Annotated in this window: 7 protein-coding genes; 6 read left to right on the plus strand and 1 reads right to left on the minus strand. The window is 72.3% G+C overall.

The genetic code is table 11. From position 1 onward, the window contains the following. Window positions 1-19: 19 nt before the first annotated feature. Window positions 20-472, minus strand: coding sequence for an SgcJ/EcaC family oxidoreductase (locus BU204_RS30730; RefSeq protein ID WP_143229874.1), 453 nt, complete (start codon window positions 470-472; stop codon window positions 20-22). A gap of 130 nt (window positions 473-602) precedes the next feature. Between BU204_RS30730 and BU204_RS30735 the strand changes: the two genes are divergently transcribed. From BU204_RS30735 to BU204_RS30760, 6 genes are all read left to right on the plus strand, one after another. Beyond that, window positions 603-1295: an alpha/beta fold hydrolase gene (locus BU204_RS30735; protein WP_075129287.1), complete on the plus strand. Its 693-nt coding sequence runs from the start codon at window positions 603-605 to the stop codon at window positions 1293-1295. A gap of 151 nt (window positions 1296-1446) precedes the next feature. Then, the gene (locus BU204_RS30740) at window positions 1447-2160 is read left to right on the plus strand and encodes a class I SAM-dependent methyltransferase (protein ID WP_075129288.1); all 714 of its coding nucleotides are present in this window, start codon (window positions 1447-1449) and stop codon (window positions 2158-2160) included. Window positions 2161-2242: 82 nt separating this feature from the next. Next, window positions 2243-3544 (plus strand): activator-dependent family glycosyltransferase, encoded by a 1302-nt coding sequence (locus tag BU204_RS30745; RefSeq protein WP_075129289.1) that lies wholly within the window; start codon window positions 2243-2245, stop codon window positions 3542-3544. Window positions 3545-3568: 24 nt separating this feature from the next. Next, window positions 3569-5155 (plus strand): MFS transporter, encoded by a 1587-nt coding sequence (locus BU204_RS30750; protein WP_075129290.1) that lies wholly within the window; start codon window positions 3569-3571, stop codon window positions 5153-5155. Window positions 5156-5183: 28 nt separating this feature from the next. Beyond that, window positions 5184-6731, plus strand: a complete 1548-nt coding sequence (locus BU204_RS30755; protein ID WP_075129291.1) for a GMC family oxidoreductase — start codon at window positions 5184-5186, stop codon at window positions 6729-6731. A gap of 151 nt (window positions 6732-6882) precedes the next feature. Next, window positions 6883-7944, plus strand: a complete 1062-nt coding sequence (locus BU204_RS30760; RefSeq protein ID WP_075129292.1) for a DUF1707 SHOCT-like domain-containing protein — start codon at window positions 6883-6885, stop codon at window positions 7942-7944. Window positions 7945-8113: the final 169 nt, after the last annotated feature.

The following is an 8113-nucleotide window of genomic DNA, read 5'->3' on the forward strand; positions in this document are numbered from 1 at the left end:
TGTCCTCCGCCGAGGAGCCCTAGCCGGCGATCGGGCTGGACTGGTAGTTCAGCAGGTACCAGTCGCCGTCGCGCTTCACGGTGATCCACATCGTGCGGACCTTCCGCTCGGCGGGCAGCGTTGTCTCACCGGCCTTGAGCACGCCGCCCTCGGTGATCACGATCGCCGAGTCCTCGGAGAGGAAGCGGATCTCCTGGGGCTCGTCGACGAGGCTGCTGCCCCGGTACGCCCCCTCGAAGGCCGACGCCATGTACGCGCGGATCTCCTCGCGGCTGGTCAGCTGCTCGTCGCCGACGAGCATGCTGCCGTTCTCGACGAACACCTCGGCGAACCTGTCGGCGTCGCCCTGCTCCCACGTGCCGCGAATGCGCAGCGGCACGCTGAGGACGGCGCTTTCTTTTCCGTTCGCGAACGAACCGTAGTGCCCTGCCCATTTCTTGGCCTGGGCGACGAGCGACGACGCCTTTGACATCCCGTGTCCTTTCTCCGGCATTGTCACCAATGGTCGGCGCGGTGTCGCGGCCGGTCATCTCCGACAGTGCTGCCCCTGGCGCCGGCATTTCTTCGCGCCGGTGGCCCCCATCGCCGCGGTATCGTCGCGCATGGCTGTTTTCGCGTTGGTCCACGGTTCGGGAGACGGTGGCTGGGCATGGCACCTGGTCGAGGAGCAGCTGCGGTCCCGCGGCCACGACACGGTCGCGCCCGACCTGCCGACCGAGGACGAGACGGCGGGCCTGACGGAGTTCGCCGATGCCGTGGTGCGGGCGGTCGGCGACCGCCCCGGTGACCAGGACGTGGTGGTGGTCAGCCACTCCTCGGGTGGCTTCGTCGCGCCGCTGGTCGCCGAGCGGCTCTCGGCGGACCTGCTCGTCCTGGTCCAGAGCCTGGTCCCGCGGCCGGGGGAGACGCCCAACGAGTGGTTCGCCAACGCCGGCTACGCCGAGGCGGTCAAGGAACAGGCGGCCCGGGACGGCGGCGTGACCGGGAGCGACGACCCGTACGTCCTGTTCCTGCACGACGTGCCCCGCCCGCTGGCCGAGGAGGCGATGCGCCGGGAACGGCCCACCGGCGGCGCCGCGGACGACCAGCCCTGGCCGCTGCCGGCGTGGCCCGACGTGCCGACCCGGTTCGTGCTGTGCACCGAGGACCGCTTCCTCCCGCCGGCCATGATGCGCCGGGTGGCCGCCGAGCGGCTGGGCATCACCGAGCCCGACGAGATCCGCTCCAGCCACTGCGTCACGCTGAGCCGTCCCACGGAGCTGGCCGACCTCCTGGTCGGCTATCTGAACGACTAGGACGCGCCCCAGGACGTGCCCTAGGTAGTCCGCACCCCGGGAGATGTCCCGGGCGGTCGTGCCGTCCCATCCTTGGCCCAGCCTCGCGCCGGTCCACCACGCCGGCCTTCTTCCTTCCGGCGAGGCGGCCCGGGAAAGGCGGAGCTGGCGGATGTACGAGGACGACCTCGCCGAGGTCTACGCCACCTACTACGAGGGGCTCGGCAAGAGCTACGCGACCGAGGCGGCCAGGCTGCGCGTGCTCGTCGAGCAGCTGAAGCCGGACGCGTCGTCGCTGCTCGACTCGGCCTGCGGGTCGGGCGAGCACCTGCGAGGGCTGCGCGAGCTGTTCGACCACGTGGAGGGCCTCGAGCTGTCCGAGGCGATGCTGCGCGTCGCCCGGCGAAACCTCCCCGGGGTCCCGCTGCACCACGCGGACATGCGCCGGTTCGACCTCGGTCGCCGGTTCGACGCGGTCACCTGCATGTTCAGCTCGATCGGGCACGTGGCGACGCCGGCCGAGCTGAACGCGACGCTGGCCTGCTTCGCCCGGCACCTGGTGCCGGGCGGGGTCGTGGCGGTCGAGCCGTGGTGGTTTCCGGAGAACGCGGTCGAGCGGTGGGTGGCCGGCGACGCGGTGCACCGGGACGGCCGCACGATCACCCGCGTCTCCCACTCGGTCCGGGAGAACGGCGCCACCCGCGTGCGGGTGCATTTCGCGGTCGCCGACCTCCAGGCCGGGCTGCACCATTTCAGCGAGGACTACCGACTCACGCTGTTCTCGCGGGAGACCTACGAACAGGCATTCGTGGACGCCGGCTTTGCCGTGGAGTTCGTCGAGGGCGGTCCGCTCGGCCGCGGCCTGTTCGTCGGTGTCCGGAAATGAACCAGCGCATTCTGGGAGATGTTCCCCGGGTTGGCGATTCATAGCCTGGTACAGATTCGCCGTTCGCGCGGGAAGGACACTCATGCGCGTCCTGTTCGTCACGTGTCTCAACAGATCGCAGGTCTACCTGATGGCCCCGCTGGCGTGGGCCATGCGCACCGCGGGGCACCAGGTGGAGTTCGCCGCCCAGCCCGACCTCGCCGACGCCATCGCGGATGTCGGGCTCACGCCGGCCCCGGTGGGTCGACCGATGCCCGGCCTCAAGGACGACCTCGCCGAGGCCGAGCCCGCCGAGGACCCGGTCGCCCCGGCCGGCGACCCCGCGAGCTGGGAGAAGCCGGTCCAGAGCGGCTACGGGTGGGGCGACCCCGCCGGGGTGTTCGACCACCTCGTGCCCGAGTTCTTCCGGCTGCTCACCTCGGACTCGTTCGTCGAGGACCTGGTCGAGCACGCCCGGCGCTGGCGGCCGGACCTGGTCATCTGGAACACCCTGGCCTTCGCCGGCCCGGTGGCCGCGCGGGTCACCGGCGCCGCCCACGCGCGGATGCCCTGGGGCGTGGACGCGCTGGCCCAGGTCCGTGCCGGGTGGCGGCAGGCGCACGCCGAGCAGGGCGCGAACGCGCCGGACGACCCGATGCGGACGTGGCTCGGTCCCTTCCTCGAGCGGCACGGCGCGCACTTCGACGAGGAGATGGTCCTCGGCCAGTGGACCATCGACCCGGCTCCCGCCTGGGTCCACCACCACCCCGGCGCCGGCGTGCACTACGTCCCGGTCCGCCAGATCCCGTTCAACGGCACGGCGACCGTCCCCGACTGGGTCCGCGAGCCGCCCGCTCGCAGGCGGGTCTGTCTGACCCTCGGCGTCTCCCACCGCGAGTCGCACGGCATCGAGGCCTCCGCCGACGACCTGCTCGAGGCCGTCGCCGACCTGGACGCCGAGGTCGTCGCGACGTTCAGCCCCAAGCAGCTGGACGCGCTGAGCGCCATCCCCGACAACGTCCGCGCCGTCGAGTTCGTCCCGCTGTCGGCGTTGCTGCCCACCTGCTCGGCCGTCGTGCACCACGGCGGCACCGGCACCTTCGCCACCGCGTTGGCGAGCGGCGTGCCGCAGCTGGTCGTGCCGGGCACCTACTGGCACGAGAAGTGGTGGGGGCCGGTCGCGCAGGGCAACGGTCTCGAGGCGCGCGGCGCCGGCGTGTACGTCACCGACTCCGACCACCTGACCCCCGGGTTGCTGCGCGAGCAGCTTGTCCGGGTGCTCGACGACCCCTCGTTCGCGCGCAACGCCGAGCGGCTGCGCGTCGAGCAGGCCGCTGTCCCCAGCCCCAACGAGGTGGTCCCCCTGCTCGAGAGGTTGACCGCGGAACACCGGGCCAGGACCTGACGTGCACCAGGAGAGGAGCATTCGATGAGTACGAATCCCGCGGCCGGAACAGCCCGGCTCGCCGGGCGCCGGGAGTGGCTGGGGCTGGCGGTGTTGGCGCTGCCCACGTTGCTGCTCTCGATCGACCTCGGGGTGCTCTACCTGGCGCTGCCGAACCTGAGTGCCGACCTCGGGCCGAGCAGTACCCAGACCTTGTGGATCATGGACATCTACGCGTTCATGACCGCGGGCTTCCTGGTCACGATGGGCACGCTCGGCGACCGCATCGGCCGGCGCAGGCTGCTGATGATCGGCGGTGCCGCCTTCGGCGTCGCCTCCGTGCTGGCCGCGTTCTCCACCTCCCCGGAGATGCTGATCGCGACCCGCGCGCTGCTGGGCGTCGCCGGTGCCACCCTCGCGCCGTCGACCCTCGCGCTGATCAGCAACATGTTCGCCGACGAGCGGCAGCGCGGGATGGCCATCGGCGTGTGGATGAGCTGCTTCATGGCCGGCACCGCGCTGGGCCCGGTGATCGGCGGCCTGATGCTGCAGTGGTTCTGGTGGGGCTCGGTGTTCCTGCTCGGCGTGCCGGTGATGGCACTGCTGCTGGTCACCGCGCCGCTGCTGCTGCCGGAGTACCGCGACCGCGATGCCGGGCGGATCGACCTGTTCAGCGTGGCGCTCTCGATGGCCGCGATCCTGCCGGTCATCTGGGGTGTCAAGGAGATCGCCCGCCACGGTGCGGACGCGACGCACCTGCTGTCGATCGCGGTCGGCGTGGCCGTCGGTGTCGGGTTCGTGCTGCGGCAGCGCACGCTGGCCGACCCGCTGGTCGACGTCCGCCTGTTCCGCATCCCCTCGTTCGCCGGGGCGCTGGGCATCCTGCTGCTCGTTCCGGTCGTGATGGGTGGTACCGGCCTGTTCGTCAACCAGTACCTGCAGCTGGTCGAGGGGCTCTCGCCGATCGGCGCCGCGCTGTGGCTGCTGCCGTCCACAGTGGTCACGGTGACCGGCGCCGTGCTGGCACCCGCGGTGGCGCAGAAGATCGGTCCGGGTAGGACGGTGCTGGGCGGCGCGGTGATCCTCGTGGCCGGCGCCCTGCTGCTGAGCCTGGTCGGCGCCACCTACGGGCTGCCGCTGCTGATCGGCGGTGTCACGGTGATCGGGCTGGGCTTCAGCCCGATGGCCTCGCTCGGTACCGACCTGGTGGTCGGCGCTGCCCCGCCGGAGAAGGCGGGCTCGGCGGCGTCCATGTCGGAGGCGTGCAGCGAGCTGGGCGTCGCCCTGGGCGTGGCCGTCCTGGGCGCGGTCGGGACGGCCGTCTACCGCGGCGAGATCACCGAGACCATGCCCGACGGCGTGCCGGCGGCGACGGCCGACGCCGTCGGGGACACCCTCGCCGGTGCGCTGGCCGTGGCCGGGGACCTGGGCGGCGACGTCGGCCCGGCCGTCCTCGCCGCCGCCCGGGAGGCGTTCACCAGCGGCCTCAACGCGGTGGGGCTCGCCAGCGCGGGCGTCGGGGTGGCGCTCGCGGTCATCGCGGCCGTGCTGCTCCGGGGCCGTGGGACCGCACCCGCCGACGAGGCCGTCGAGGTCGAGACCGAGCCGGAGACCGCCCGGACCGGCAGCTGATGAGACACGAACCCCCAAGGAGAAGCAGATGTACGACTATGTGATCGTCGGCGCCGGCTCGGCGGGATGTGTGCTCGCCGCACGGCTGAGCGAGGACCCGGACGTCTCGGTGTGCCTCATCGAGGCCGGGCCGGCCGACACCTCGCAGAACATCCACGTCCCCGCCGCCTTCGCCAAGCTGTTCCGCACGACGCTGGACTGGGACTACGACAGCCACGACGAGGCGTTCCTCGACCGCCGGCGGGTGTACCTGCCGCGGGGGCGGGTGCTGGGCGGGACCAGCTCGATCAACACGCAGATCTACATCCGGGGCAACCGGCTCGACTACGACGCGTGGGACCAGCCCGGCTGGAGCTACGAGGAGCTGCTGCCGCTGTTCAAGCGCTCGGAGGACAACGAGCACGGGGAGTCGGAGTACCACGGCGCCGGCGGCCCGATGCGGGTGTCGGACAACCGGTCGCGCAACCCCATGTCCACCGCCTTCGTCGAGGCCGCGCTCGAGGCGGGCCACCCCGCCAACGAGGACTTCAACGGTGCCGAGCAGGACGGGTTCGGCTACTTCCAGCTGACCCAGAAGGACGGCCGTCGGGTGAGCTCCTCGACCGCGTTCCTGCACCCGGCGATGGGGCGGCCGAACCTGACCGTGGAGACCAACCTCCAGGTGCACCGGGTGCTGATCGACAAGGGTTGGGCGACCGGCGTCGTCGGCCACCGCCTGGACGAGGAGATTACGATCCGCGCCGAGCGGGAGGTCATCCTGGCGGGCGGGGCGTACAACTCGCCGCAGCTGCTGATGTACTCCGGCGTCGGCCCGGCCGCGATGCTGGCGCCGCTCGGGGTGCCCGTGGTCGTGGACCTGCCGCAGGTGGGGCAGAACCTGCAGGACCACGTCCTGATCCCGCTGATCTTCACCCACGACGAGCCGACCAGCATGCTGGCCGCCGCCGCGCCGGAGAACCTCGAGCAGTTCATGTCGTCCGGGACGGGCCCTCTGACCTGCAACGGCCCCGAGGTCGGCGGGTTCGCCCGCACCCGCCCGGACCTCCCCGCCCCCGACGTGGAGTACCTGTCCGCGCCGGTGATGTTCGTGGACTCCGGGCTGGGCATCCCGACCGGCCACGCCCTGTCCTACGGCCCGTCGATGATCACGCCGCGCAGCCGGGGGAGCGTCACGCTCGCCTCCGACGACCCCACGACGAAGCCGAGGATCATCCACAACTACTTCGCCGAGCCGGAGGACCTGGCCGACGCGGTGGTGGCCCTGCGCACGGGGCTGGAGATCTCGCGGCAGCCGGCGCTGGCCCGCTACACCGGCACCCCGTTCCGCCCGCCGGCATCGGACTCCGACGCGGACCTCGTGGACTACATCCGCCGGTACACCCACTCGGTGTTCCACCCCGCGGGGACGTGCGCCATCGGCGGCGTCGTGGACGCCGAGCTGCGGGTGCGGGGCGTGGAGGGCCTGCGCGTCGCCGACGCCTCGGTCATGCCCACCGTGGTGCGGGGCAACACCAACGCCCCCACGATCGCGATCGCGGAGAAGGCGGCGGACCTCATCCGCAAGCAGGCCGCCTGACCCCTCGACCAGGCCGGTGCCGGGACCTCTCACCCTGGGGGGACACCCGGCGCCGGCCGCCGGCATGATGTCGGTCGTGGAAGCACCGCGCGGAGTCTCATGGAACCCCCAGGCGCGGCAGAAACCGAGGCGGGAGCGCGCACTCGCGGTCGTGGAGTACGCGTTGGCGCTGGGGCACCTCGACCGGTCGCGGTACGAGCGGTTCCGGACCGCGGCGTACACGGTGCCGGTGCAGGAGCTCCCGTCCCTCGTCGGTGAGCTGCCGGGGCCTCGCTGGGAGACGACGCCGCCGGAGGAGCCGGTGAGCGAGCCGGACCGGGCGCTCGCCGTCGCGCTCCTGACGACCGCCGAGGGCTTCGGCTGGGTGAGCGGGGCGGGACGGGCCTGGCGTACGCAGTTCGCGACCCACGCCCGGACCGCCGTCGACCTCCTCGTGCTGTTCCTCGACGTCGAGCCGCACCTGCGCGGCCGGGACCGAAGCCACCCGGCGCTGGCCGAGCCGCTCGCTCGCGTGGCTTTCGTGGCGTCGGTGCACCGCTCCCGCGCCCTGGGGTTGATCACCCGAGGGACGTTCGACTCGCTCCTCTACGTGGCCGCCGCCGGCGGCGCGATCGAGGAGCATGACGCCGGTCTGCCGCGCGGCCCCGAGCAGCCCAGGGACGTGGGCGACAAGTTCAGCAGGGCCGTCGTGAAGGGTCTCGTGAAGCTCGTCGACACGCTCGAGGCGACGGTCGGCAAGAAGGCCGGCGACGTCGCCGTGGACACGGTCATGAAGCTGCTCGAGAAGGCCGCCGGCCCGACGGAGAAGGTGGCCGACCCCGTGCCGGCCGATGTCGACCGGGCGCGGATAGCCAAACACCTCGAGCGCGCGTTGTTCGACGAGCGCCTCGACCCCGGCGACTACGCGACCCGCATGCTGGCCGTCCTCGCCGCGCGCACGACGGCGGAGCTGGCCGCGCTGGTCGTCGACCTCCCCGTCCCCGACGAGGAGCCGCTCCGCGACCCCAAACCCGACCATCGCGCCGACGACCTCATCGCACCGGTCGACCGCCAGCTGGTGGTCACCCGCCTGAACCGCGCGATGGCCGAGGGCACGGTGTCCCTCTGGGAGTACGAGACTTTCCTCGACACTGTCCTCGACGCCCGCACCTACGCCGAACTGGAAGCGGCGACCGCCCGCCTGCCACCCCTCCCCGCCCCCGCCGAGGACTAGGTAGGGCACGTCCGCACAGCCCTCGGTCGCGGTCTTCGCGCCCAGCCCGCCGCTGGCGGCGTTGTCGGACAGGCCGAGTACGACCCGGTACGAGGCCTGCCCTCCGCCTTGCCAGCGACGACCTGGATCACGAAGCCCATCGACCGGGACTGTGCGGACGCGCCCTAGG

The organism is Actinophytocola xanthii, assembly GCF_001921205.1.
Lineage (GTDB): Bacteria > Actinomycetota > Actinomycetes > Mycobacteriales > Pseudonocardiaceae > Actinophytocola > Actinophytocola xanthii.